General features: G+C 57.6%; 21 protein-coding genes. 3 read left to right on the forward strand and 18 right to left on the reverse strand.

The window, feature by feature from the left end; translation table 11 throughout:
- Positions 1 to 46 precede the first annotated feature (46 nt).
- The 5 genes from QLQ17_RS03465 to QLQ17_RS03485 all read right to left on the reverse strand — a co-directional run bounded on the left by QLQ17_RS03465 (position 47) and on the right by QLQ17_RS03485 (position 6,852).
- A complete protein-coding gene (locus QLQ17_RS03465; RefSeq protein ID WP_283208141.1) occupies positions 47 to 1,270 on the reverse strand; it encodes an efflux RND transporter periplasmic adaptor subunit in 1,224 nt (407 codons plus the stop codon).
- A 27-nt stretch (positions 1,271 to 1,297) separates the two neighbouring features.
- Complete coding sequence (locus QLQ17_RS03470; RefSeq protein ID WP_283208142.1) at positions 1,298 to 3,676, reverse strand: ABC transporter permease; 2,379 nt, start codon at positions 3,674 to 3,676, stop codon at positions 1,298 to 1,300.
- Between the two features lie 4 nt (positions 3,677 to 3,680).
- Positions 3,681 to 4,403 carry an ABC transporter ATP-binding protein gene (locus QLQ17_RS03475; protein ID WP_283208143.1) on the reverse strand — a complete coding sequence of 241 codons (723 nt, stop codon included), beginning with the start codon at positions 4,401 to 4,403 and terminating at the stop codon, positions 3,681 to 3,683.
- Between the two features lie 84 nt (positions 4,404 to 4,487).
- Positions 4,488 to 5,552: a M48 family metallopeptidase gene (locus tag QLQ17_RS03480; protein ID WP_283208144.1), complete on the reverse strand. Its 1,065-nt coding sequence runs from the start codon at positions 5,550 to 5,552 to the stop codon at positions 4,488 to 4,490.
- Positions 5,530 to 6,852 carry a YjgN family protein gene (locus QLQ17_RS03485; protein WP_283208145.1) on the reverse strand — a complete coding sequence of 441 codons (1,323 nt, stop codon included), beginning with the start codon at positions 6,850 to 6,852 and terminating at the stop codon, positions 5,530 to 5,532. Before QLQ17_RS03485 ends, QLQ17_RS03480 begins: the two co-directional genes overlap by 23 nt.
- 193 nt (positions 6,853 to 7,045) lie before the next feature.
- Here QLQ17_RS03485 and senA point away from each other — a divergent pair, with 193 nt between their 5' ends.
- Positions 7,046 to 8,344, forward strand: a complete 1,299-nt coding sequence (senA, locus tag QLQ17_RS03490) for a selenoneine synthase SenA (protein ID WP_283208146.1) — start codon at positions 7,046 to 7,048, stop codon at positions 8,342 to 8,344.
- A 23-nt stretch (positions 8,345 to 8,367) separates the two neighbouring features.
- Positions 8,368 to 9,111, forward strand: coding sequence for a putative 4-mercaptohistidine N1-methyltransferase (locus QLQ17_RS03495; RefSeq protein ID WP_283208147.1), 744 nt, complete (start codon positions 8,368 to 8,370; stop codon positions 9,109 to 9,111).
- Here QLQ17_RS03495 and QLQ17_RS03500 read toward each other — a convergent pair.
- The 13 genes from QLQ17_RS03500 to QLQ17_RS03560 form a co-directional block, all read right to left on the reverse strand.
- Positions 9,086 to 9,760, reverse strand: coding sequence for a methyltransferase (locus QLQ17_RS03500; RefSeq protein WP_283208148.1), 675 nt, complete (start codon positions 9,758 to 9,760; stop codon positions 9,086 to 9,088). The genes QLQ17_RS03495 and QLQ17_RS03500 overlap by 26 nt on opposite strands.
- Positions 9,760 to 11,340, reverse strand: coding sequence for a cation:proton antiporter domain-containing protein (locus QLQ17_RS03505; RefSeq protein ID WP_283208149.1), 1,581 nt, complete (start codon positions 11,338 to 11,340; stop codon positions 9,760 to 9,762). The genes QLQ17_RS03500 and QLQ17_RS03505 overlap by 1 nt, the downstream gene beginning before the upstream one ends.
- A 37-nt stretch (positions 11,341 to 11,377) precedes the next feature.
- The gene (locus QLQ17_RS03510) at positions 11,378 to 12,322 is read right to left on the reverse strand and encodes an alpha/beta fold hydrolase (protein ID WP_283208150.1); all 945 of its coding nucleotides are present in this window, start codon (positions 12,320 to 12,322) and stop codon (positions 11,378 to 11,380) included.
- A complete protein-coding gene (gene purD / locus QLQ17_RS03515; protein ID WP_283208151.1) occupies positions 12,319 to 13,605 on the reverse strand; it encodes a phosphoribosylamine--glycine ligase in 1,287 nt (428 codons plus the stop codon). Before purD ends, QLQ17_RS03510 begins: the two co-directional genes overlap by 4 nt.
- A 19-nt stretch (positions 13,606 to 13,624) precedes the next feature.
- A complete protein-coding gene (gene purH, locus QLQ17_RS03520; protein WP_283208152.1) occupies positions 13,625 to 15,205 on the reverse strand; it encodes a bifunctional phosphoribosylaminoimidazolecarboxamide formyltransferase/IMP cyclohydrolase in 1,581 nt (526 codons plus the stop codon).
- 82 nt (positions 15,206 to 15,287) lie between these two features.
- On the reverse strand, positions 15,288 to 15,605 hold the full coding sequence (gene fis, locus QLQ17_RS03525; RefSeq protein WP_283208153.1) for a DNA-binding transcriptional regulator Fis: 318 nt from the start codon (positions 15,603 to 15,605) through the stop codon (positions 15,288 to 15,290).
- On the reverse strand, positions 15,602 to 16,600 hold the full coding sequence (gene dusB / locus QLQ17_RS03530; RefSeq protein ID WP_283208154.1) for a tRNA dihydrouridine synthase DusB: 999 nt from the start codon (positions 16,598 to 16,600) through the stop codon (positions 15,602 to 15,604). The genes fis and dusB overlap by 4 nt, the downstream gene beginning before the upstream one ends.
- 216 nt (positions 16,601 to 16,816) lie before the next feature.
- A complete protein-coding gene (locus QLQ17_RS03535; RefSeq protein WP_283208155.1) occupies positions 16,817 to 18,064 on the reverse strand; it encodes a DUF3426 domain-containing protein in 1,248 nt (415 codons plus the stop codon).
- 62 nt (positions 18,065 to 18,126) lie between these two features.
- Entirely contained in the window at positions 18,127 to 19,023 is an 897-nt protein-coding gene (prmA, locus tag QLQ17_RS03540; RefSeq protein ID WP_283208156.1) for a 50S ribosomal protein L11 methyltransferase, read from the reverse strand.
- A gap of 2 nt (positions 19,024 to 19,025) precedes the next feature.
- Positions 19,026 to 20,372 carry an acetyl-CoA carboxylase biotin carboxylase subunit gene (gene accC, locus QLQ17_RS03545; protein ID WP_283208157.1) on the reverse strand — a complete coding sequence of 449 codons (1,347 nt, stop codon included), beginning with the start codon at positions 20,370 to 20,372 and terminating at the stop codon, positions 19,026 to 19,028.
- A 16-nt stretch (positions 20,373 to 20,388) separates the two neighbouring features.
- On the reverse strand, positions 20,389 to 20,853 hold the full coding sequence (accB, locus tag QLQ17_RS03550; protein WP_283208158.1) for an acetyl-CoA carboxylase biotin carboxyl carrier protein: 465 nt from the start codon (positions 20,851 to 20,853) through the stop codon (positions 20,389 to 20,391).
- 26 nt (positions 20,854 to 20,879) lie between these two features.
- Entirely contained in the window at positions 20,880 to 21,320 is a 441-nt protein-coding gene (gene aroQ / locus QLQ17_RS03555; RefSeq protein ID WP_283208159.1) for a type II 3-dehydroquinate dehydratase, read from the reverse strand.
- A gap of 214 nt (positions 21,321 to 21,534) precedes the next feature.
- On the reverse strand, positions 21,535 to 23,151 hold the full coding sequence (locus QLQ17_RS03560) for a GGDEF domain-containing response regulator (protein WP_283208160.1): 1,617 nt from the start codon (positions 23,149 to 23,151) through the stop codon (positions 21,535 to 21,537).
- Positions 23,152 to 23,353: 202 nt separating this feature from the next.
- On the opposite strand from QLQ17_RS03560, the gene QLQ17_RS03565 reads away from it, so the two are divergent.
- A complete protein-coding gene (locus QLQ17_RS03565; RefSeq protein WP_283208161.1) occupies positions 23,354 to 25,342 on the forward strand; it encodes a bifunctional diguanylate cyclase/phosphodiesterase in 1,989 nt (662 codons plus the stop codon).
- Positions 25,343 to 25,348: the final 6 nt, after the last annotated feature.

Genomic DNA, 25,348 nt, shown 5'->3' on the forward strand with positions numbered 1-25,348 from the left:
AGCATCGCTTTTCGCCGAAAGTCCAAGCTTACCAGACATGGCCGGTTTATCTGACCTGGATCCGATCTCCATCCTCCAGTTCCCGGCTGGGATGCCGGACGACTTTTTCGCCTTCTTCGAGGCCACTCAGGATGACCGTGCGCAAGCCGTTGCTCCTGCCCGTTTCAACGGATGAAACGCTTGCTGTGTCGTCTTCCACAACGAAAACATACGATGCGCCGTCTTTAACAAATAGTGACGAGGCAGGAATTTGCAGGCTGTCCTCGGATGACCAGAGAAGGAACTCGGCATCGACCGCATAACCATCGCCCAGGTTGGCCCAGTCGGCTCGTGGACTGGTCAGGTCGAGAATGACCTGCACTCTCTGTTCTTTCACGCCAAGGGCAGAGACGTCCTCGAAGCCCACCGGCTCGATTCGACGAACCACGGCATTTAAAGGATTTCCGCCCCATCCGTGGAGTCTTGCCGCTGTCCCGGGTGTCAGCCTGACCGCGTCGGAACTCAATACATCCACGACCACCTCGAGGGCACCGGCATCGCCCAGCTCCAGAATGGCTTCGCCGGCCTGTATGACGCCCTCGCTTTTGCGCATGATGCCCAGCACCGCGCCGTTGACCGGGGAACGCAGGGCGACCTGTTCGGCGGGTTTCTCTCCGGCTGCCCGTGCCGCCGATACCTCAAGATGCGTGCGGGCCCCGGCCAGCTCGTGAGTGGCTACCTCCTCTTCAAATACCGCTGAACGAAGAATCGCTCTGGCTCGGGTCAGGGCCGCTTTGATTTTGTCCAGCTGTTCTTTGGACACAAACTGTGAGCTTTCCAGGCTTCGAAGCCTCTGGTATTCGCTGTCTGCAAATTCCGCATCGGCGCGGGCGGCGCTGACGTTCTGGCGGGCCGAATTGAGGGCTGACTGGGCGGCGGCAACCCGAGCCTGGGCTTCGGCGCGACTGCGGGCATCAAGCATTTCGGACGGCATGGGGTTCACGTGGGTCAGAAGCTCTCCAGGGATAACCTCGTCTCCGACCTGAAATTCCAGCCGGTGCAGGAAACCGGTGACGGGAGAGGAAACCACGAACCGGTCTTTCACCCGGGTCGTGCCCTGTTCAGCAATCGTGACCTCGATAGGACCGCGTTTGGCCTCTGCCACGTCGACCCAGATAGGCTCAGGACGAAGCACACCGATAACCAGGATGATGGCGAGAACCGCGAACAGTAACCAGAACAGCCATTTGCCCATTGACCGTTTGCCGACTGACGATTTGCTTGGTGACATATTCAGGGTCTCCTGAGGCTATCCGTTTTACTCTCGAGTTTTGAGCACCGACACCAGGTCCAGCTTTCGGATTTTCCGCCAGCTAATGAACCCGGACACCAGAGCAGATGCAATGACCACGGTGGCTGACAGCGCCAGCGTGTGGTTTGAAACCACCAGTGGCACACGGTAAAGCTCGGTTTGCATGGCCGTCACAATGGCCGTTGCGATGACGTGACCAATGCCCCATCCCAGCGGGATGCCAATCATAAGCAGCAGGGCGAGTTCCCCCAGCAGTACATGGGACACTTCATTGTGGCCGTAGCCCAGCACCCGAAGGCTGGCCAGATCACGTCCCCGTTCGGACAGGGAAATCCGGGCCGTATTGTAAATCACGCCAAAGGCGATAACGCCGCCGAGCAAACTGATGATGAACGTGTAGGTCAGGAACGTCTTCGCCAGCGTCTCGTAGAAGCTGTCCAGCATGGCTTGCCGACGATTGATGGCCATGACGCCGGGGATGTCATACAGGTACTCGTAGACCTCCTGCAGCTGCGCGGGATCGAGGGTCATCAGAATCCGGTTGATCAATGGGCCTTCACCCATGGCCCGGTTCATTGCTGCCAGATTCAGGTAGGCACCGACGCCCAGGAACTCACTGGTCACACCGGCAACTGGCAGGGTCAGTGTGGCTCGCTGGCCATCCAGAATACGCACCGTGACCTCGTCGCCCGCGCGAATATCGAGACTGGTCGCCAGAAAGTCGGTGAGCAGCAGGCCTGCCGGAGGAATGGGAACGTCGTTTAACCGTTCATTCACCACAGACTGAAGCTTCGCGGCTTCGGGAATGCCGCTCAGCGCGGTACGCTGGCGTCGATGGCCGTTAATCAATTCAACCGGAACAACCCGGCTACCCTCCACAAACCGTATACCAGGCTGTTGCTTGAGCGAATACAGCTCCCGATAACCCACCGGCTCGTACAAAGCGGCGCTGATATCGTGCTTCTGGGCCACGGAGAACTGGGTGTGAACCATCATAGAGACAGAGCTGAGCTGGAAGTTGCCGATCAGCACCACGGCGGTGGCCATGGCAACTCCAAGGGCGGACGACAGGGTTCGACCGGGCCGGTGGGACAGCTGGCGGACGATCATTCTTGAGGTTTGTGTCAGCCGACCGGTCGACAACCAGGTTTCCAACATCGATACCCGAAATCGAGCCGGGCCTTCGGGGCGCATGGCTTCCGCAGGTGGCAAGCGCGTAGCCTGAACGATGGACTTCCAGCCGCCGAGCCAGGCGACGCAGAGCGTGATGACGGCGAGAATGGCGATCCATGCCGGGCTGATCTGGAACAGCAACTCAGGAAACCGGTAATAATCCATGTACAGTTCGCCCAGTTCGCGGCCCAGCCAGACCCCGGCGACACAGCCAATGACGAATCCCATCAGGGCGACGATCAGCACCAACTGACTGTAATGCCAGCCAATTTCGCGATTGGAATAGCCAAAGGCCTTGAGCACCGCAATGACGTCCCGCTGGGTGCTGACCAGCCGACTGATCACCACGTTAAGCAGAAACATTGCCACGCCCAGAAAAATCGCCGGAAAAATGGACGCCATGGTTTTCAACTGGTTGAGCTCGTCGGACAGAAAACGATGAGAGAACTGATCTTCCCGGCCGATCGCGCCGACACCGCCGTAAGCGGTGAACAGGCGATCAATGCGGTCGATCATGTCGGCGATGGTTGTGTCGGGGTTGATTTCCATCGCCAGGCTATTGAATGCGCCGGTCATGTCCATGGCGGAGGCGAGGGCTTTCTCGGTCATCCAGAGCACACCAAATCGCTCAAAATCCGGGAGCATTCCGCCCGGTGGAATGACGTAAATGAATTCCGGCGATTCCACAATGCCAACAATGCGGAGAGATTGCTGGCGGCCGTTGATGATGGCACCCAGTTCGTCGCCGAGCGTCAGCCCATGGGCTTCGGCAAAACTGCCGATCACGGCGGTTTCATCATTCCTCTGAGGGGAGGGCAAGCGACCGTGGCGAAGGTAAAGGCGATTGACTGACGGTTGTCCTGTGGTGGGCAACGAGACCAGTCGGGCCGACACCGGGTCGGAAAATCCGGAGACGGCGAGCCTTGCGGTACCCTCAATGCGGGCACTGATCCGCCCAGCGCCTGGAATCTCTGACACTTGCTGGACCAGGTATCGGGGCGCCCGTTTCAGGGACAGGAACAGGTCTGCGAAATGGTAATTACGGTAATACTGTTCGCGGGTCGCGCTAAGAGAGTCGTAATTCACCAGCGAAAGCAGACACACCGCAATGCCACCGGCAATCACCAGGGCAATGGCAAGCATCTGCCCGCGCATCTGCCAGAGTTCGCGGCGAAGTTTGGTGCGAAGAACGTTGGAGCCAAAGAAATTCATGGCGTTACCAGCTCAGGCTCATTGGGTCCTGACGCTTCGCGTTGCGGTGTTCCCCGCTGATCGCACCGTCGGAGAGGGTAATGACTCGGTCAGCCATCCGGGCGATGGACGCGTTATGAGTGATAATCACCGTAGTTGTGCCGGTTTCGCGATTGGCCCTTTCAAGTGCCGCCAACACCAGCACACCGGTGGTGGAATCAAGAGCGCCTGTCGGCTCATCGCACAGCAACACCCGGGGGCGCTTGGCAATGGCCCGGGCAATCGCGACCCGCTGTTGTTCTCCGCCGGAGAGTTGCGCAGGAAAATGGTCCATGCGCTCCTCGAGGCCAACCATGGCCAAAGCGTCTTCCGGGGACATCGGGTCTTGCGCAATCTCGGTGACGGCAACGACGTTTTCGCGGGCGGTCAGGCTGGGTATCAGATTGTAGAACTGAAAAACGAAGCCCACGAAGTCGCGGCGGTAGCGAGTGAGTTCTCTGTCTCCGGCGTGGCTGAGGTTGATGTCCAGATAGCGGGCTTCTCCGCCGGAGGGCACGTCAAGGCCGCCCAGAATATTCAGCAGGGTCGATTTGCCGGAGCCCGAGGCGCCCAGCATAACCACCAGCTCGGCCTCGAAAAGGTCAAGGTTGATGCCTCTCAGGGCGGCAATTTCCACTTCGCCCTGCTGGTAGATTTTGGTGAGGTTGCGGGTCTGAAAAACAGCCTGCTCCGGACGACGGGCTTCCATATCGACGGCATTCCTTCGCAATGTCCGTTGCTGATCTCTTCAATATAGCAGGCCTTCGTTTGCCCGGAAGCCCGCATCAGGGCGCTAGGGTTGTTGTCGGAAGCGTTCAATCCGCTCCGCGGTACCGGGATGGCTCGACAGCAAATCACCGATCTGATGCCAGCCATCGCTGTCGTTGTCTTCGTCTGACTCGGGTTCACCATGGGTGGCCATCAAGCGTTCCATAATGTTGGCGAAATGCCTGGCAGGAATCTGATTGGCTTTCAGGGTTTCCAGTGCATAGCCGTCGGCTTCCCTTTCCAGATCACGGGAATAGGCGAGGCTCATCAGTATCGCAGGAAGGGCGACGGTGGTGTCAGAAAAGGCCGACAGGTCGCCGGTCATCAAGACGATTAACCAGGTGGTCAAAGAGGATTGAACCACACCTTTCATACCGTGGCGGTGGGCCACGTGACCGATTTCATGGGCGAGAATCGCCACCAGCTCGTTGTCATCTTCGGCAAGATTGACGAGGTCATCGGTGAATATCAACGTGCCATTTGGCAACGCCATGGCGTTCGCTCCGATGGCATCCGAGGATCGGAACACTACCTCCAGATCCTGTCCATCGACCGGGGTCAGGAAGGGCGCAAACCTGGATTGCAGCGTTTTCTGGCGCTCGGGTGGCAGATTGGTTGGCTCGAACCAGAGCTTGTCCAGCGTCTCCAGACTGGAGTCGCCGACGTGTTCTACCAGTTCGTCTGGCAGGGCGTTGGCAATGGCCTGTGAAGTCCAGGGCACCCCATAAACAAACACAAAGGCAACCGTGGCCAGGGTAAAGACTGAAGCCAGCAGAATCAGCCCCAGATGGTTTTCCAGCCGGTGAATCCATCGGCTGGCGCCCGCTCCGATCTGTTTGCTGAGCCGGTCTACACCGTCGTTATCCGTGGTTTCGAATACCTGATCGTCTGGCAGGTAGAGGTAGCGTGGTGTATTGCCGATGCGAGGTGAAATGTCGATATCATCGGGTTCCAACCTGAGTTTTCCCCCAGGCCATTCAATCACCGCCAGCTCGTCGACAGAGCGCAGCGTGGCGCCCTGTCGATGTGAGTTCCGGCCGGAAAACAATGAGCCTTCAATGGCGACTTCAGATGGCTGCGAAGTCGACATCAAAAGCATCCCCCAATTCCTGTCCCAACGCGCTTGTGCGGTTCTCTTCCGCGGCGACGAACTGGTCCAGGTCTCCGTCCACGAGCATGGAGGTACGGCTGGCACGATACTTCGCGATGCGGCACTTGGCCCAGGGGGTGTACAAACCAAGGGTCAGGCCCACCAGGAGGCTGTTGGAGAAGTAGATCCACACCATCTGCATGGGCTCCAGTTCCGATTCAAAACCGTGATCTGACAGTTGCACAGAGTTGAGGAACAGGTTGGCGATACCGGCGATAAAGTAACCGAACACCGCAATGTAGCCGATGATACCGATCACCATGCCAACGACCTGCATGTTCGAACGCAGGGCGAGAAATGCCGCAACGCCAAAGCCAAGCGCAATCAGCAGGCCTTTGCCAAAGAAACGATAGTAATGGCCATTGGTGGCGTGAAAGGTAAATTCGGAGGTGCCATAGCGGCTGCCATTGGCGATGAACTCATGGGTCTTTTTGATGACCACTGGCGTCAGTAGCAGAAGAGTCAGCATATTCAGCAGAGGCCAGACGAAGGTCACCATAAAGGCCTGGCCGTATTGGCCCTGAAAATCAAAGCGAATGTTCCGGTAAGCGCTGTTCACAGCTTTGAATCGCAGGGATTTAATCATGATCCAGGGCACAGCCGGAATCAGAAGAACGGCGAAGACCAAGCCCGCTTCAACGTACAGATTTGATAGCACGACGTAGGCTGCGAACACCGCCAGGGCGATCAGGCGGCCTTTCAGAATGGTCAGGGGCTTGGCAAGGTACTGGAAGCTGGCGTCGTCCAGTTTGGTGTTGCCGTAGAAATACTGGTTGTTCCGTACCGTGGCCCAGGCCGAGTAGATGCCCAGGGTGACAATGGTCAGCAGAATGTTGACGATCCAGATACCAAAATATTCTTTGCCATTGCCCGTGAACTGGAACCCGGCCTGTCGAATACTGTCGGCAGAGGCTTCCGGCGCTTCCGGCGCTTCCGTTGTCAGTGGCTCCGCAGTCGGTGGTTCCGACTCACTGGTTTTCACGGTCAGAGGCTCAGGTTCGCGCTCCTCGAGGGATGCCAGCTCAGTCTCTGCACCGATTCTTGCGAGGCGTTCCTGGTAGGTGATGGCCTGCTCGTGGGTCAGCCCCGATTTTAGAATTTTTGGCTTGCCCGAAAATAATCGATCGGTTTTCTCGTCTGACAGGTTGAACATTGACTGGACCGCGGACCTGACGGTTTCTGTATCAAATCCGGGAAGCGGCTTGCCGTCAAAAACGACCCTATAATTCGGTTTAGTCATAGCATTTCCTTTGCATTTCAGGCCCGTGGCAAGCCCGTTTGCGGAAAAAAATACCAGATATTTATCTCGAATGCATGATTAAAGCCTCAATTTTCTGCTGGTTTAAAGACGACATTATGTCGCCGGTGGGGCATTCATCCGTGTGTGGCTCTGATAACGTACAAACAGAGAGTGAATGACAGGAGAAAAGCACGTGGATAAAACAACTCTGCTTGCCGAGCTTGAGACGGCACGAAAGCGGACTCGGGCCTTGATTACTTCGTTGCCCGAAGAAGCCCTGGACGTCCCCTACCATCCGGGTGTGAATCCCCCGCTTTGGGAGATGGGGCACGCGGCTTTTTTCTACGAAGTGTTCGTGTTCAATCTGCTCGACGGAACGCCAAGCTATGACCCTTCCATGGATGACCTGTGGGATTCCTTCCACGTCGAACATAAAGACCGTTGGGCACGGGAACTGTTTCCCGGCAGAGACGCCACCCTGGCTTACTTTGATACGATTTATGATCGGGTGGCGTCGCGGATTGAAAGCCGGCCGCTGACGGATCGCGAGCTGTACCTCTACCGCTACTCGATTTTCCACCAGAACATGCACATTGAATCCATTATCTGGTGTCGGCAAACCTCGGCCTATCCGGCGATTCCCGATTTCCAGCCTGAACGCGTGGCGCCGGGTGAACCTTTGGCCGGCGATGCACAGATACCCGCCGGTCGCTGGCTCATCGGCATGCCCGGCGAGTCTGACGCCTTCGCCCATGAGGACTTTGCGTTCGACAATGAGAAACCACGATTTGAGGTAGAGCTTCCGGCTTTTACGATTTCCAAAACGCCGGTCAGCAATCGTGAATTCCTGGCGTTTGTGGAGGACGGTGGTTACCAGCGGCCAGAGCTCTGGTCGTTTGGTGGTCGAAAGTGGTTGGAATCGCAGGAGCAGGCACATCCGACATACTGGCGCCAGCAGGATGGGCAATGGCAGGAGCGGCTGTTTGATCAATGGCAGGCCCTGAATCTGGATGCTCCGGTTGTACACGTCAATTTCTGGGAGGCCGAGGCATGGTGCCAGTGGGCCGGGCGGCGCCTGCCAACCGAATACGAATGGGAAGTGGCGGCCCTGGGTAACCGCCCCGGTGAGCCATTCCGGCGATTCCCCTGGGGCAACCAGCAGCCAACGCCGGTGCTGGCTGATCTTGATGGTCGCAACATGGCTCAGAACCAGGTCTGGGACTATCCGGAATCCGACAGCCCGTTTGGCTGTCGCCAGATGATTGGCAGTGTCTGGGAATGGACCAGCGACCAGTTTTTCCCCTACGACGGATTCAAGATTGACGTCTACCCCTTCATGTCGACCCTGCAGTTCGGTGATCACAAGGTAACCCGGGGCGGCGGCTGCGCCACCTCATCGAACCTTATCCGTGGCACCTATCGGCAGGCTTACCTGGCACAGCGCAACGACGTATTCACCGGGTTCCGCACCTGTGCCGTATCCGATGCCTGATGACCGACCAGTGAGGACACATAATGAACGTGTATGAAACGGATGAGTTACTGAGCCAGTATCTGGACTTTCATTTCGGGGATAGTTATTTCGGGGTCGGCAATTATCCAGCTCATTGTGCTCGTATCTGCCAGGAACTAATGATGGGTCGCGACAAAGCCAAAGCTCTGGATCTGGGCTGTGCTGTGGGTCGCACCGCGCTGGAGCTTGGTAGAGTCTTTGAGAGCGTGGAAGGCGTCGATTTATCGCGAAGGTTTGTCGATGCCGCAAACACGATGCGCAAAGACGGCGCCATTGATTTCTTTCGCCGGGATGAAGGGGATTTGGGTCGTCGCGTAACCGTCAGTCTGGCTGACCTGGATCTTTCCCGAGCGGCGGACAAGGTGGCATTCTCAACCGGAGATGCCTGTCAGCTTTCTGAAAACCATACAGGCTACGATCTGATTTTTGCCGGTAATCTGATTGATCGCCTGCAGGATCCAGGAGCCTTTCTTCGGGATATTCATCGCAGACTCACCGACACTGGGACCCTGGTGATCAGTTCACCTTATACGTTGCTGGAAGAGTTCACGCCACGGGCAAACTGGATTGGGGGGTTCGAACGCGGCGGCCAGCCCCGAACGGTTCTCGAGGGAATGCGGGAGATTCTGTCACACCACTTCGAAGAAATTCAGGAACCCCAGGATGTGCCGTTTGTGATTCGAGAAACCCGACGCAAATTCCAGCACACAGTGGCAGAGCTCACCGCCTGGCGTCGTCGCCAATAAGTTTTTGGGCGTCTGCCAGCGAAAACAGGGCGGTTTGGGTCGGTTGGCCCAGACCGGCGGCGTATTCGCCGATGCCCCCGAAGGTGACGGTGTAACCGTTTCGCTGAGCCACGCCACGGGCCCATTTCTGAAACCGTTGGCGATCCCATTCAAACTTATGATCGGGCTCACGGAATTCGCCTGGGGCGAGGTCATACAGTGGGTTGTACTCTTTGTTGGGTGTTGTCATAAGCAGGAATCCTGGGCGGTACTCGCCAAAGACGGTGCGCTCGACCTGCGACAACTGCTCCGGATTCACATGTTCGATGGTTTCGATCATTGCCGCGGCTTCGAATCCGCTCAGAGCGGGGTTGGCCTGGGTGTATGAGCCGCGAATGAGCTGAAGGCGATGAGGCGCATTCCGCAAATGGTTTCCGAGAATCTGTCTGGCCTGCTGTAACGATTGGCCAGACTGTTCCAGGCCGACAATGTGGGTGAAATGTGGATCGGCGAGTAACCTGTGAATCAATGAGCCAGAGCCGCAGCCAAGGTCCAGAACCCGCGTTGCCCCGGTGGATTTCAGCATGCTGGCTGCCCGGTCCAGTCGCTCCTCATGCAGGGAGGTCATCTGGGTCATGGAGCTGTTGTTGCCGAAGGTCCTTTTTTGCATCAGGTCGTGCCGTGTTCGGGGGGTACAGGGTGATCAGGCCTCTTGCGCCTGAGTATCTGGCTTGCCAGCGCCACCCCGGTTTCGCTCATGGTCAGGTAGGCCTCGTCGGCGCCGGCGTCGCGGATCTGCTTGGCTTCATCTTCGTATAACGTGTGTGAGGCAATGAATCCGGTGAATCCATTTTTACGAAGGTTGCGCACGGCAATCAGTTTGCCTTCGATGTCGCCGCCCAAGGCGAGAATAACCGATTCCACTTGGGGCATCTGAAGGCCCTGCCAGAACGACGTATCCTCGGCGTCACCAAAGACGACGTTGCGTCCCAGAGCCTGCTGCTGTGCAGTCTTTGTGGGGTCCGAATCCAGGCCCATGATTCGCGGTTCTTCTCCTGCAATTTCGTCATAGGCGGCGGTTCCGGTTCGCCCCATGCCCATCACCAGAACGCGGGTGTCGCCAAGGGAAATGGGCTGCTCATCCGGATGGCGCCGTTTGCTTTCAAACGGAATCAGGCGGTGGCTGAAGCGTTCGTAGATGGTGTGAGTGAAGCGATTGACGGGGGCTGAGATCACGAATGAGAGCGCCACGGTAATGGCGAGAGGCACCAGCCATTGTGGCAGCGCGACGCTGGCAACGATCAAGCCGAACTCGCTGTAGTTGGTCAACGAAAGCGTACTCAGAAAGCTGCTGCGAGCCTTCAGACGGAAGGCCAGTAGCAGGAAGAAAAAGAGCACGCCCTTCAATGGCAGGACCAGGGCGGCAACCACCGCGAACAGAAGCGCGTCAGATCCCGGCAGGCCGCCGATGCCGATCTGAAGGAAGAAGCCCACCAGAAACATTTCCTTAACGCTCCAGAGGGATTTGGCCAGCTCCTGTGACCTGGGATGGCTGGCCAGCATGGCACCAAAGACAAGCGCGCCGAGCTCTGAGCTCAACCCCACGGCCTCGAACCCGGCACCCCCAAGTACCAGGGCCAGTACCAACCCCAGCAGCACCAGCAGTTCATCGTGGCCACTGGCATCCAGCAAACGGAACAGAGCCGGGCGTAGCAAGGGTAAGCCGAAGATCACCAATGCCCATTCCGACGGCGTCTGGCCGGCTGTGATACTCATCACCACCAGCGCAATCAGGTCCTGCATAATCAGGATGCCGATGGCAACGCGGCCATGAAATGCCCGCAGTTCACGCTTGGCTTCAAGCACTTTGGCGGCCAGAACGGTGCTTGAGAACGACAGGGCGATGGCCAGCAGCAGCGATGTCTGCCAGTCCAGATCCATGATCAGGTAAAGGCCCGGGGTGAAAATGCCGCAGGTAATGGCGAAGTGCAGCAGGCTGCCGCCGATGACTTCAGGGCTGATGATAGAGCGCAGTTTCAGCTTCAGCCCGACGGTAAACAGCAGCAGAAGCACGCCAATATGCGCGATATGGTTCAGGACTTCGGTAGAGCCCACGTCGATGGGAGTGACCGAAGACAGGCCACTGAGAAGGAATCCTGCGCACAGGTAGCCGACGAGGGGCGGGAGGCCAATGGCCTTGACCAGAAGGCCAAGGCCGAATGCAAAAGAAATCCAGACGGCTTCAGACATGGGTGACGCTAGGTTAGTGGCTTGGACTTGGCCTAGGCTAGCGTGTTTTCACCGACTCGGCCAGAAACAGGCGGAACAGTTCGGCGGATTCTTCCGGTGCTTCGATCATCGGAGCGTGGCCGATGCCATCGAGCATGACTTTGCGAGCATCCGGTATTTGCTGAACAAACACGTCCGCATTCCGTGGGTCTGTGATGCGATCTTCTTTGCCCCAGATAATCAGTACCGGTGCTTCGATAGCGGTGATGCTCTCTTGAAACTGTGCCGCCATGGTGCTGTCACGGATGTCGTTGAAGATCACCGTGTTGACTTCCTTGTTCGCAATGGCTTTTTCTTCCATCACGCTGTAGACCGGCCAGGGCACGAAGGGCTTTTCCTCCAGCGCAAAATCGATCAGCTTTTCAAGGTCGCCTTCTTTGGTCGGGATCAGGGGATTGTCCCCCGCCACCATTTGTTCGGATAGATCAGACTCGTAAGCCCAGATGCCGGCTGGATCAAACAGGACGGCTGACTGGATCTGATCGGGATACCTGGCGGCATAGAGTGCCGTGATGGCGCCACCCATGGAATTGCCCATCATGTGAAACCGGCCCAGGTTCAGTTGCGACAGAATTCTTTCCAGTCGCACGGCTTGTTCATCAAAGTGGTAACCGATGTCCAGCGGCTTACTGCTGTCGCCATGGCCAGGCAGATCGACGGCGTAGACATTGAACTCGTCCGTCAGTTGCCTCGCCAGGCGAGTCCAGTTGTCTTTGTTGGCGCCGAAGCCGTGGATCATCACGATGGTGTCGCCATCCACGGGCTCTTCATTTTTCAGGTAGGCAATGTCGAGACCGTCCACCGTCAGAGAAGCCGTCTGCAGGCCAGCCCCAGAGCGTTCCCAGGCGATGGCTTTGTCATAGAGCGTTTGCCTGGAGCAGGCGCTGATCAGCAATGCGGAGATCAGAATTGCGATCAGAGATAAAGCAGACCTGGATATCATGAATTTTCCCTTTCAATGGCGCGAAAGCCGATATCCGAGCGACAGAATACATCGTCCCACTGGATAGCCCGTGCCAGGTTGTACGCCCTCTGCTGGGCTTCAGTGACGGTGTTGCCGAGTGCGGTGGCGCAGAGTACGCGGCCGCCGTTGGTGACCACCTGATCGCCGTTCAGGCGGGTACCCGCGTGGAATACCTTTTCGCCGTCGGTTTCGCTTTCCGGAAGACCAGAAATGACATCGCCTTTACGGTAGGAGCCTGGGTAGCCACCGGCTGCCAACACGATGCCTACAGAGGCGCGGTCATCCCACTGGGAGTCACACTGATTCAGCTTGCCATCAATGGCCGCATTGCAGAGTTCGACCAGATCCGACTTCATGCGCAGCATGATTGGCTGGGTTTCCGGGTCGCCGAAGCGGCAGTTGAATTCGATAACTTTGGGTGCGCCGCTGGTATCGATCATCAGACCGGCGTAAAGAAACCCTTTGTAAGGGTGACCTTCGGCCGCCATGCCCCGGACTGTGGGGTAAATCACTTCATCCATGATGCGTTGGTGTACCTCGTCGGTGACCACCGGTGCTGGCGAATAGGCACCCATGCCGCCGGTGTTGGGGCCGGTATCACCGTTACCGACGCGCTTGTGATCCTGAGAGGTGGCCATAGGCAGTACGTTCTGACCATCCACCATCACGATGAAGCTTGCTTCTTCGCCGTCGAGGAATTCTTCAACAACCACACGGCTGCCCGCCTCACCAAAGGCGTTCCCGGCCAGCATGTCACGCACGGCGTCTTCAGCTTCCTGAAGGGTCATGGCCACGATCACGCCTTTGCCAGCGGCCAGGCCGTCCGCCTTTATCACGATCGGCGCTCCTTGCTGGCGAACATAGGCCAGGGCGTCGTCTACGTCAGTGAAGTTAGCGTAGGCGGCGGTCGGAATCTTCTGGCGGTCCAGAAAGTCCTTGGTGAAGGCTTTGGAGCCTTCCAGTTGCGCGGCGCCAGCGGTGGGGCCGAAGACGCGCAGACCGCGCTCTTCAAACAGGTCAACAATGCCTTCGACCAGCGGGGCTTCCGGGCCAACAATGGTCAGGCCAACGCCGTTTGCAGCCGCAAAGTCTGCGAGGCCTTTCAGGTCGAGCACGTCAATGTTGATGTTTTCCAGGCCCGGCTCGCGGGCGGTACCCGCATTGCCGGGCGCCACGAACACGCGGTCAGCCTGAGGAGATCGGGCCGCTTTCCACGCCAGTGCGTGTTCACGACCGCCAGAACCTATGACCAGAACATTCATCGCAATTCTCCCTCTGGGCTTAGTGGCGGAAATGGCGCATGCCGGTGAAGACCATGGCGATGCCATGCTCGTTGGCGGCGTCGATCACTTCCTGGTCGCGCATGGAGCCGCCCGGCTGAATCACTGCGGTGATGCCTGCGGCAGCCGCTGCGTCGATACCGTCCCGGAATGGGAAGAAAGCGTCGGAAGCCATCACCGAGCCTTTTACTTCCAGATTCTCGTCCGCCGCTTTGATACCGGCGATTTTGGCGCTGTAGACGCGACTCATCTGTCCGGCGCCAACGCCGATGGTGCGACCGGCGCGGGCGTAGACGATGGCGTTGGATTTCACGTACTTGGCCACTTCCCAGGCGAACAGCAGGTCGTTCAGTTCCTGTTCGGTGGGCTGGCGCTCGGTGACCATCTTGACGTCTTCCATGGCCACCATGCCCAGATCCCGATCCTGAACCAGCAGGCCACCAGTGACACGTTTGAAGTCCATGGTTTGGGCGCGGTTGCCATCGAACTCGCCGCACGCCAGCAGGCGAACGTTCTTCTTGGCGGCCACCAGTTCCACCGCTTCCGGCGCGATGGTGGGTGCGATGATCACTTCCACAAACTGCCGATCCACAATGGCCCTGGCGGTGGCCGCATCCAGTTCACGGTTGAAGGCAATGATGCCGCCAAACGCCGAGGTGGGGTCAGTGGCAAACGCCAGGTCATATGCCTGGGCGATATCGGTGCCAATGGCAACGCCACAGGGGTTGGCGTGCTTGACGATGACACAGGCCGGATCGGCAAAGGGCTTGACGCATTCCAGCGCGGCGTCGGTGTCGGCGACGTTGTTGTAGGACAGTTCTTTGCCCTGCAATTGTTTGGCGGTCGCGACGCAGGCTTCTTTCGGATACTTCTCAGCGTAGAAAGCAGCGCGCTGATGAGGGTTCTCGCCATAACGCATGTCCTGAACCTTCACATACTGACTGTTGAAGGTGCGTGGGAAGTCGGCGTTATCGTTATCAGCGGTGCGACCGCCAAGGTAGTTGGCAATGGCGCCATCGTAACCGGCGGTGTGTTCGAAGGCCTTCACGGCCAGGTCAAACCGGGTGGCGTGTGTCAGTTCGCCGTCATGGGCTTCCAGCTCTTTCAGTACCCGACCGTAATCCGACGCATTGACCACAATGGCGACGTCGGCGTGGTTTTTGGCGGCGGCACGCACCATCGTTGGCCCGCCGATATCAATGTTCTCAATGGCGGTGGCCAGATCGCAGTCCGGTTTTGCCACGGTTTCCTCGAAGGGGTAAAGGTTGACCACAACCATGTCGATGGGCTGAATGTCATGTTCCTTCATCACCGCGTCGTCAGTGCCGCGACGGCCCAGAATGCCACCGTGAATCTTGGGATGCAGGGTCTTAACCCGGCCGTCCATCATCTCTGGAAAGCCGGTGTGGTCACTGACTTCGGTAACCGGTACCTGGTTGTCTTTCAGCAATCGGAAGGTGCCGCCGGTAGACAGCAATTCAATGCCTCGCTCGGTGAGGGCGCGGCCGAACTCGACAATGCCGGTTTTATCGGAAACGCTGATCAAGGCGCGACGAACGGGGGTATTAGCCTGATTTGCCATGGTTCACTTTTCTGCCGGGTATGAACGAATGAAGGCCTCGCGAATGGTTCCGGGAGGCCCTCCTAAAAACTGGGTTGCTCGATTATAGCAAACCGTACTGCTTGAGCTTCTTGCGCAACGTCCCGCGGTTTAGCCCAAGCATGGTAGACGCGCGGGTCTGGTTATTGCGGGTATACTTCATGACCTGCTCCAGCAGAGGCGCTTCTACCTCTGAGAGCACCAGCTGATAAACCTCGGTGACCGGGGCGCCATCCAGCTGGGCGAAGTAGTTTTTCAGTGCAACTTCAACGCTGTCGCGCAGGGTTACCGAGTTGCCGCTGCTGTTCATCGTCTGCAACTGATGAATGTCATCGTTGGCGGGTTGGGCGGTGTTGTCTTTGGCCAAAGTGTCAGCGGTCATGCTGCGAATACCTCTCCATTTCGAATGCTTGCAAAGTACTGTTGAATGCTTTCTGCCTGCTCTAACGGGTCATCAATGGCGTTAAAGCGTTTTCGGAATAGCTTGTCTTCGTCGTGGGACTGCAGGTACCAGCCCACGTGTTTTCTGGCGATACGCACACCCATGGGCATGCCGTAGAAATCGTGCAGGGCATCCAGATGCTCTAGCAGGATGGCCTCTACCTCTTCCACTGGCGGTTCCGCCAGGTGTTCTCCGGTTTCCAGAAAATGCTGGATCTCCCGGAATATCCAGGGGCGGCCCTGGGCGCCGCGGCCAATCAGCAAGCCATCAGCGCCGGTATGGCGGAGTACCTGATGGGCTTTTTCAGCGCTGCAGATGTCGCCGTTGGCGAACACCGGAATGCTGACCTGCTCCTTCACGGCGGCGATGGTGTCGTACTCGGCCTCGCCCTTGTACGCATCCGCCCGGGTGCGGCCATGTACCGCAAGAGCCTTAATGCCCGCATCTTCTGCCATTCTGGCAATCAGCGGAGCGTTACGGTGATCCCGGTCCCAGCCCGTACGCATTTTTAGCGTGACCGGAATGTCCACCGACGCGACGACCGCTTCCAGGATATCCCTGACCAGCGCTTCGTCTTTCATCAATGCAGAGCCCGCTGCCTTGTTGCAGACTTTTTTCGCCGGGCAACCCATATTGATGTCGATGATCTGGGCACCGGATTCGGCATTCAGTCTGGCAGCGTTGGCCAGCATATCTGGATCACCGCCGGCGATCTGCACCGACCGGGGTTCTGGCTCGCCGTCATGATTCATGCGTGTCCGCGACTTGCGGGTATGCCAGAGCTTGCTGTCTGCGATCACCATTTCGGACACGGCCAGCCCCGCACCCATGCGCCTGCACAGCAGGCGAAAGGGGCGATCAGTCACTCCGGCCATGGGCGCGACGATCAACGAGTTCGGCAATGTGTACGGCCCGATGGTTGCCGTTGGCAGCATAGTCTCAGTCCGTGTTGATACAGAATCAGCGAGAACGGATGACAAGGATTGCTCAATAAGTAACCGATTGCCATCCGAAAGGCGGTAATGATACCGCCGCACAGGATGGTATTGAAGGGGAGAGCCCCTGAAAAAATTGATTATTTTTCGCTCTTTCTGGTTGACTTTTGTCCGACCCAGTGGCGAAGGCAGTTGAAGAAACCGGCGTATGCCGGATCAGGGCGAGTGGGCCCGGAAGGCAATGTTGTAGTTCACCGCGTCTTTGCCGGGATCACGAATGTTGATCACGATCCGCACCGGGGTGTCGATGGGCATGGCTTCCAGATCTTTGCCATCGCCCGCCAGATATTCTTCCGGCGTAAACACGCTTTGCGCGACCACGTCGTTATTCAGGTTGGCAAACGTCAGGGCAATGGCCGGGAAAGGCTGCTCGAAAGAGGCCCGGTTGATAATGACCGCATCCACGATCAGCTGGCTGCGGTTTTCCGGATTGGTCTTGACCACCAGTTTGCGGCTCTGAATGGACTGGACATCAATGAGCGGTTTGAGTTCGCAGTCAAACATCTCGCAGCCTTTTTCATAAAAAGGGCGCAGCTGAGGGATGGCTGACAGGCGATCAAACTGAAACCAGACCACCTGGGAAACCAGTGCACCAATCAGTGCCACCACAACCAGGAACCAGAGGACGCCTCGTAACCGACCGCTGCCGCCACCGGACACACCAATGGGTTCGCGGCGCAGGTTTTGATAAGGCGATTCGCTGACGCGCGGGCCGTTGTCCGGCTCGGGCTCGTCCAGATCGTAGTCAAAATCGGAAGATTCGGGCTCGTCGATAAAAAAGCCGTCGTAATCGTCTGTCCGCGGCTCTGGCTCTGGTTCGGGCTCTGGCTTGGGTGCCGGTTCAGGCGCTTTTGGTGGCGCTGACTCCTCTTTTGCTTTGGTTTGAGGTTCCGGATCGGGTTTGGAGTTTGGCTGAGGCTTTGGTTCTGGTTTGGACGGCGCGGTCGGTTCCGGCTCTGAAGCCGGCGCGTCGTCGTCAGACAGAATGTCTTCGGCCCAGCTTTCATCCACCGTGTTTTCTGAATCGTCTTCGTCTTCTGCTCCAAACGCTGAGGTTTTTCCAGGTTCGTCCACAGAGCGGAAGCTGTCACTCAATTCATCGTCAGAGAAGGTCAGCTTGGTTCCCGTGTAAGTGCTTTCTGCGGCGTCTTCTTCCGGGTTGTCGGCGAATACGAAATCTTCTTCGGAGCTGGTTGTTTCACTATCTTGATCTTGGGGGGCTGCTTCCGGCTGTTTCTCCGGTGCAGGGGATGTCGACTCGTCGATTCTGTGCTCGAGGGCATTGAACACCGACATGCAATTTCCACAGCGAACCTTGCCGTTCGCCACGCCCAGTTGCGCGTCTGTCACCCGGAACCGGGTGTCACATTTTGGGCACTGAGTCTGTAAGCTGCTCTGGGTCATGCCGGGGTCCTGTCAGCAATATCGCTACGAGTCACGGAGTTTAGTCGGTTCACGCAGGTTCGTCATCCGTCGTTACGCCGTCCTGTGAGCCGGATCCATTCTTCACGCTGCTCGGGTTCGTCCATGGTAAACCAGGGCTCATAGGCTTCCATCACCTCTCGCGCCTGATAGGACAGAATGCCCGAAAGCACCAGCTGGCCGCCCGGTTTGACCTTGCGGGCCAGGTGGTGGGCCAGGCCAATCAGCGGCTGCGCCAGTATGTTGGCCAGCATGACGTCTGCAATGGCGTCCGGTTCGTCCTCTGGCAGGTACAGATCCAGTTTCTGATCCTCCACCTTGTTGCGGCGGGCATTTTCACGGCTGGCTTCCAGTGCCTGAGGGTCGGTATCGACACCAATCACGTGGTCCGCGCCCAGTAACAGGGCTGCCAAGCCAAGAATACCGGAGCCGCAGCCGTAGTCTATTACCTGGGTGCCCGAGACATCCTGACTGTCAAGCCATTCCAGGCACAATGCGGTGGTTGGATGCGTACCGGTGCCGAAGGCCAGGCCGGGATCCAGGGCCAGATTGGCCGCATCTGGGTCCGGTGCTTCGTGCCAGCTGGGGACAATCCAGAGTCGTTCACCGAATTGCAGTGGCTTGAAGTTGTCCATCCATTCCCGCTCCCAGTCTTTGTCCTCCACCAGGGTGACCTCAACGTCAGGCAGCGATTGCTGGGTCTGCTGATGCCAGGCATCTTTGATGGCGGCGCAAAGCTGATCGATATCCCGTTGGGAGTCAAACAGGCCGGTTACGCTGGTCTGGTGCCAGAGTGGGGTGGTGCCGGGGTCGGGTTCGTAAAGCGGTTGATCAGCGGCGTCTTCCATGGAAACGGCCTCGGCGCCCATTTCCATGAGCAGATCCTCCAGCTGATCCGCATTGTCTGGATCAGCCGGGATCTGTAGTTGTATCCAGGGCATGATTAGTCCCGTATCAGTTTTTCCAGGTAGTGAATGGTGAATTCTACCTGTTTAAAGCCACCGTCGCGTACCAGCATTCGATGCAAGGGCTGGTTGGTTTTGATGCCTTCCACCACCAGCTCGTCAAGCGCGTTCTTCATTCGCTTGCGCGCAATCTCACGGTCGTCGCCCCAGGTGATCAGTTTCGCCACCATGGAATCGTAGTACGGGGGCACTGAATAGCCGCTGTAAAGGTGCGAATCGACGCGAATACCATTGCCGCCGGGAGCGTGGTAGTGCTTGACCTTGCCAGGGCTGGGGACGAAGGTTTTCGGGTCCTCCGCATTGATCCGGCATTCCATGGCGTGGCCGGAAATCTTGATGTCGTCCTGGGTGTACTGCAGGGGCAGGCCGCTGGCAATGCGTAGCTGTTCACGAACGATGTCCACCCCGGTGACCATTTCGGAAACCGGGTGCTCAACCTGAACACGGGTGTTCATCTCGATGAAGTAAAAGGCGCCATCCTGGTACAGAAACTCGAAGGTTCCCGCGCCAACGTAGCCGATTTCCTTACAGGCATCGACACAGGCTTTCAGGGTTTTCTCGCGGGCAGCCGGATCAATATTCGGCGCCGGGGCTTCCTCGATAACCTTCTGGTGACGGCGTTGCATGGAACAGTCGCGGTCGCCCAGGTGAATGACGTTACCGTGGGTGTCGGCCAGAACCTGCACTTCAACGTGGCGCGGCCGTTCCAGGTATTTCTCCAGATAAACGGTGGCGTCGCCAAAGGTGTTGCTGGCCTCGCTCTGGGTAATCTGGATGCTTTTCAACAATGCGGCTTCTGAGTGCACCACTTGCATGCCACGGCCACCGCCGCCGGAAGCCGCCTTGATGATCACCGGATAGCCAATGCGTCTGGCGATCTTCAGGGTTCGTTCGTCGTCATCCGTAATGGGGCCGTCAGAACCGGGCACGGTCGGCACGCCGGCCTTGATCATGGAGTTGATGGCCGAGACCTTATTGCCCATCAGGCGAATGGTTTCGGCTTTCGGACCGATAAAACGGAATCCGCTTTTCTCTACCTGTTCTGCGAAATCGGCGTTTTCAGCCAGGAAACCGTAGCCCGGGTGTATACCAACGGAATCGGTTACTTCGGCTGCGCTGATGATCGTTGGGATATTCAGGTAGCTGTCGGTTGCGTTGTTGGGGCCGATGCAGACCGACTCGTCGGCCAGGCGCACGTGCATGAGATCCCGGTCGATCTGGGAGTGAACAGCCACCGTCTTTATGTCCAGCTCTTTGCAGGCCCGCAATATGCGCAGCGCGATCTCGCCACGGTTAGCGATCAGAACTTTTTCTAACATAGCCATGAGGATGTCACCGGGTTCAGGAAATGATGATCAGGGGTTGATCAAACTCAACCGGCTGTCCGTTCTCTACCAGGATCTCGGACACCGTACCGCTCTTATCGGCTTCGATCTGGTTCATCATTTTCATCGCCTCGACGATGCAGACCACGTCGCCGGCTTTCACTTCCTGCCCGACTTCCACGAAGGCCTTGGAGGTGGGCGAAGGTGAACGATAGAAGGTACCCACCATCGGCGATTTTAGCTGGTGGCCTTTAGGCTCTGCTGCAGGTGCTGGCTCAGAGCTGCCGCTTGAGGAGGACGCTGAGTGTTCAGCCTGTGGTGCAGGCGCAGGTGACGGGTAATGTGCCATGTACTGGGGCGCTGGGGCCTGTTCGCGACGGCGGGAAATTCGAACCGAATCGTCCCCTTCGTGAATCTCCAGCTCTTCGACGTCGGATTCTTCCAGCAGCTCAATCAGTTTTTTGATCTTGCGAATGTCCATAGTCAGTCCGGTTCCGTTGGTCAGGTCTAGCGGTGAATTCGTTGCAGGGCAGCTGTGAGTGCCAGATCGTACCCGTGGCTGCCGAGCCCGCAGATAACGCCTTCAGCGATATCTGAAAAATAAGAGTGATGGCGGAACGCTTCCCGCGCATGCACGTTTGAAAGATGCACTTCAATGAACGGAATGCCTGAAGCAAGGATGGCGTCCCTGAGGGCCACGCTGGTGTGTGTGAACGCTGCCGGGTTAAAAAGAATGAAATCGACCCCTTCCCCGCGCGCATCGTGTATCCGTTCGATCAGTTCGTATTCGGCATTTGACTGTAAATGTAGCAGGTGATGGCCAGCTTCGGCGGCCAGGTTGTGCAACCGTTCGTTGATATCGGCGAGCGTTTCATGGCCATAGACCGCTGGCTCGCGGGTTCCGAGCATATTCAGGTTGGGGCCATGAAGTACCAATATCGTAGACATGTCTGTCTCTGCGTTGCTGACTTTCCTACAGGATCGCCGAATATCTCGACATTTTCCAGCAAATGGATGGATTTTAACGGAACGATGGTGATGGTTGGGCCATGAGCCCGGATCGTATCCGTTGTCACAGCACTATTGTCGTGAAGGGTCGAAGAGACTTCTATAAGACGTTGGTTTCATAAACCAGCCCCGGACGGGGCTGGTCGCGCGGGGTTCAGTCGCTGTAGGCCGTGACGCAGTTGCGCCCCTGTTCCTTGGAGCGGTAGAGCGCCCGGTCAGCCCGTTCGCACAATGACTGGGAGCTTTCGCCGGGTTTCAATGTGGCGACACCGCAACTGAAAGTGACGTTAAATTCCCTGTCGCCCGCAGGCTGCAGAAGTTCGGAAAAGCGCTCGCGGATCTCGTTCAGCACATTGCGGGCGTCACTTTCGCTGGTTTCCGGCAGGATGATGGCAAACTCTTCGCCGCCATAACGGCCAATGTGATCGGATTTACGCAGACGCTGCTTGAGGAACATGGACAGGCTGCGAAGAACCCGGTCACCAATGGGATGACCAAAGGTGTCGTTGACCTTCTTGAAGTAGTCGATGTCGATCATGGCAAAGCACAGTGCCTGATCTTTTTGCTGTGCCCGCACGATCTCCTGGTCCAGCAAATACAGTGTGTGAGTGTGGTTATACAGCCCCGTCAGGCTGTCGCGAATCATCAGTGCCAGCAGTGAGCGGGCCCGACGGCCGCGATTGTGGATGGTTGAAATCAGATGTTTGGGATCAATAGGCTTGGTCAGGAAGTCGTCACCGCCCAAGCTCATGGCGTGCAATTGTTTTGATACATCGTCTTCTGCTGACAGATAGATGATGGGCACGCTGTGGAATCGGTCCTGCTGTCGGATGACCCGGGCGATTTCCATGCCGGTACAGCCAGGCATGTACATGTCCAGGATGATGATTTCCGGCAGGAAGCTCTCCAGCGCCGTGATGATCTGCATCGGGTCGGTGATGATGTGGGCGTTCATGCCCGCCTTTTTTAACACCGTTTCCATGTATTTTGCCTGAGCGCGGGAGTCGTCCAGTACCAGGACTTTATAGGGCTCGACCGTGTTGCCGTGGGTGTAGGTCTCGATTTTCTCGATCAATTGCCCCGGGTCCACGGCGGGGTAGAAAAATTCCTCGCCGCCGCAGCGGGAAGCGCGCAGGCGAGTCTCAATGGTGCCATCCTCATCGCTCATGAAAATGATGGGGATAGGGGTGTCGTGCCGTTCCTGCAGTCTCTCGATGGTGGCAATACCGGCCAGTGGCTCGTTGCCGTAGTTGACGTCCATCAGAATGGTTTCGGGTTTGTGCAGGCCGCAGGCTTCAATCAGGTCGTCGGCGTTGGGAAAGGCTGAGGCGCGAAATCCGAAAAACTCCAGCTGGCGGATCAGGCGGCTGGCCATCTCTTCGTTAGCCAGCGCGATATAAACAGGTGTGCGACGATATTGCTGTGGCGCTTCCGAGGCTTCCTGATCGGTTCTGCGCAAGGTACTGCGGGAAAGCTGCTCAATGGCATTTTCAAGAGGTTCGATCAGTTCCTTGGGCAGCGCGTCGCCTTCCGGCCAGTCACGAACAAGATCAAACACTTTCTGGCCAGCCTTCGCATGGCTGTCCATTTCAAAGCGCTGGGCGTAGCGTACAAGTTTGTCGGCGGCCCGCGAAAAGTCATCCCTGAAACCGGCAGATTCGTCAGGGTCTTCGTGCATTTTCTGCCAGGTATCCAGAACCACCCGTGCCTGAGTGGTGACACGGCGCGCAAAATGCTGCCTGAGTTTCTCTTTCTGGCTTTCGTCGTTCATCGTGCTCCGGCCTGTTTTTCTAGTTTTTGGGCCACCCGGTTCCGGTCCAGATAACCAAGTCCCACATTAGACTCTTTGCAGAGTTTATAGTGTTTAGTGTTGTGGGCGTAGGTGACGCTGTGTAAATCTTTGTCAACGACCCCAAGAGCATAGCAAGCAAATTGATTCCCCGTCGTCTGTTCACAATCAGGAGTTGCCACTCATGGACCAGCCAATCTGTCACGTCATGAACAGTGGACAGCGTGGTGCTGCGTCTTTGAAAACTATACTGGTGCTGTTTACCGGTAGTCTGATGCTTCTTGTGATTACCGCGACAGCCGTGACGAGCTTCGACCGCTTCCGCGATTATGTCTCACAACAGCTTGAGGTTCACGCCAGAGATGGCGCGACGGCGATTGGCTTGTCCCTTTCCAACGCAATAGATGGTCGGGATCCGGTGGCGGCAGCCTCCCTTGTCGACGCCGTTTTCGACAGCGGCCGTTATCTTTCTATTCGCTACCTGAGCCCGCAGGGCGACTCAGTGGTGGCTCGCGAAAGCCGGTTGAGTGGGCTGAATGTCCCCTCATGGTTCGTATCACTGGTGAGCCTTCCAACACCGACCGGCGAGGCGGCAGTTGTTCATGGCTGGACCCAGTTAGGTAGCGTGGAGGTGGTAAGCCATCCGGGGCCCGCTTATGAGGATCTCTGGAGCGGCGCACTGCATATGTTGGCAGGGGCCATGATCATTGGCGGTCTCGGAGCGGCGACTCTGGTCTGGCTGACGGGGCGCCTGCTTCGTCCTCTAAGAGCGCTGGAAGTGCAGGCGGAAGCCCTCGGTAGCCGGGAGTTTGGTCATCGGGTCAAACCGCACGCCACTCGTGAGCTGAATCAAGTGACGGTTGCGCTGAATCAAATGGCCGACAATATGGAGGAGCAGTTTGAAGGGCAGGCGCGATTGATTGAGCATTTACGCCGGCTCAACAACGAAGACGCCGTGACCGGCTTGTCCAGCCGGGCGGCATTTGATTTGAGGCTGACCGCGGAAATCGAGTCTGAGGAACGTGCGGCGACTGGTGTGTTGACGGTCATTCATCTGGCCGGATTTGCCGACTACAACCTGCGACATGGCAGAGACGAAGCGGATGTTGTGCTTGTCAGAGTAGCGAATTGTCTTCAGGCCTTTACAACCGCCCATGTCGGAACGTTTTCCGGGCGTCGCAGCGGTGCCGAGTTTGCGCTTTTTATACCGGCATCCGGTGCCGATGCGCTGGTCTGGGTCAGGGAATTGGTCAGTGAGCTCGGCCTGATTTACGCCGGTGACCGGCACCAGGAAACGATGGCGGTTCATGCGGGCCTGGCGGACCGACTGGAAGGACAATCTGTGAGCAATCTCTGGGCAGCGGCCGATGAAGCTCTCAGGAAGGCCCAGGTGGCCGGTCCATCGGGTTGCTGCCTGGCAGACCGGGGCCGTACGGAACATCGGAGCAGCACTCAGTGGCACGCCCTGATCACCGAAGCCATCAACGCTAACCGTCTGTCGCTCTGGGCGCAGCCCATGATGGAGTCTCGTTCCGGGGCGATTCGTTTTCAGCAGGTTTCTTCCCGGTTGGATTCGGAGGACGGGCCGGTCAGAGCTAGCGTGTTTGTGCCCATGGCGGAGCGTTTCGGGCTGGTGGCCGATATTGACCGGTTTGTCATAGCGCGCTCCCTTGATCTGTTGCGAACAGATGCTGATTTGCAGCTCAGCGTCACTCTGGGCGAAGGCTCAATGGCCTCATCGCAGTTTCGCGACGATCTGATTCGGCAGATGAGCGTCGCAGGGCAGGAGCGTCAGCGACTGATGCTGGGTGTGTCTGAGCGTGCCCTGCACCTCGATCGAAGCCGGGTGGCGGGACTGGTTCGGACGCTTGGGGAGCTGAAAGTACCGGTGATCGCGGATCGTTTCGGGGTGGGAGGCGTGCCATTTAGCTACCTCAGAAATCTGAGCTTTACTGCAGTGCGTATTGACCACAGCTTTTCACGTGACGTCGACCATCATTACGAAAACCGTTTCTTCGTCGAGTCTGTGGTCTCAATTGCCCACAGTGCCGGCAAGCAGGTATTCGTGTCCGGCGTCGAAACCGCTGCAGAATATGAGGCGCTGGTGGAAACCGGGGTCGACGGGTTGATGGGATATCATCTGGGGCGGCCATCCATGCTGGCCGGTAGCTGAACGGGC

This window comes from Marinobacter sp. CHS3-4 (assembly GCF_030053415.1).
In the GTDB taxonomy this organism is placed as follows: Bacteria; Pseudomonadota; Gammaproteobacteria; order Pseudomonadales; family Oleiphilaceae; genus Marinobacter.